At 50.5% G+C, this 408-nt stretch carries 2 rRNA genes; both read left to right on the forward strand.

Annotation, left to right across the window (positions count from 1 at the left end):
• Positions 1-91, forward strand: a 16S ribosomal RNA gene (locus tag AC1DLM_RS35555); the annotation flags it as partial.
• A gap of 127 nt (positions 92-218) precedes the next feature.
• Positions 219-335, forward strand: a 5S ribosomal RNA gene (gene rrf, locus AC1DLM_RS35560).
• Positions 336-408: the final 73 nt, after the last annotated feature.

Here is a 408-nt window from a genome sequence, read left to right on the forward strand (position 1 = left end):
AGGGAGCCAGCCGCCGAAGGTGGGGTAGATGATTGGGGTGAAGTCGTAACAAGGTAGCCGTATCGGAAGGTGCGGCTGGATCACCTCCTTTCTATGGAGACTCGTGTCTGATAGACACAGTCAAGTATCTTCGGATACACAATCGCTTAACTCACTCGTGTTCAGTTTTGAAAGAGCAAACCTCTTTCTGCAAGGTGGTTCACACCATGTTGCAACCGTTTGGTGATGATGGCGGAAGGGATCCACGCGTTCCCATCTCGAACACGACCGTTAAGCCTTCCAGCGTCGATGGTACTTGAACCGCAGGGTTCTGGGAGAGTAGAACGTTGCCAAGCGATACCCATGGCAAGCTTTCGGAGAAAGCTTCGAAAGCTTGTAGGTGGGTTTTTATTATGGAAAGTTTCCCTA

It is taken from the genome of Paenibacillus sp. 01T442, from assembly GCF_056398345.1.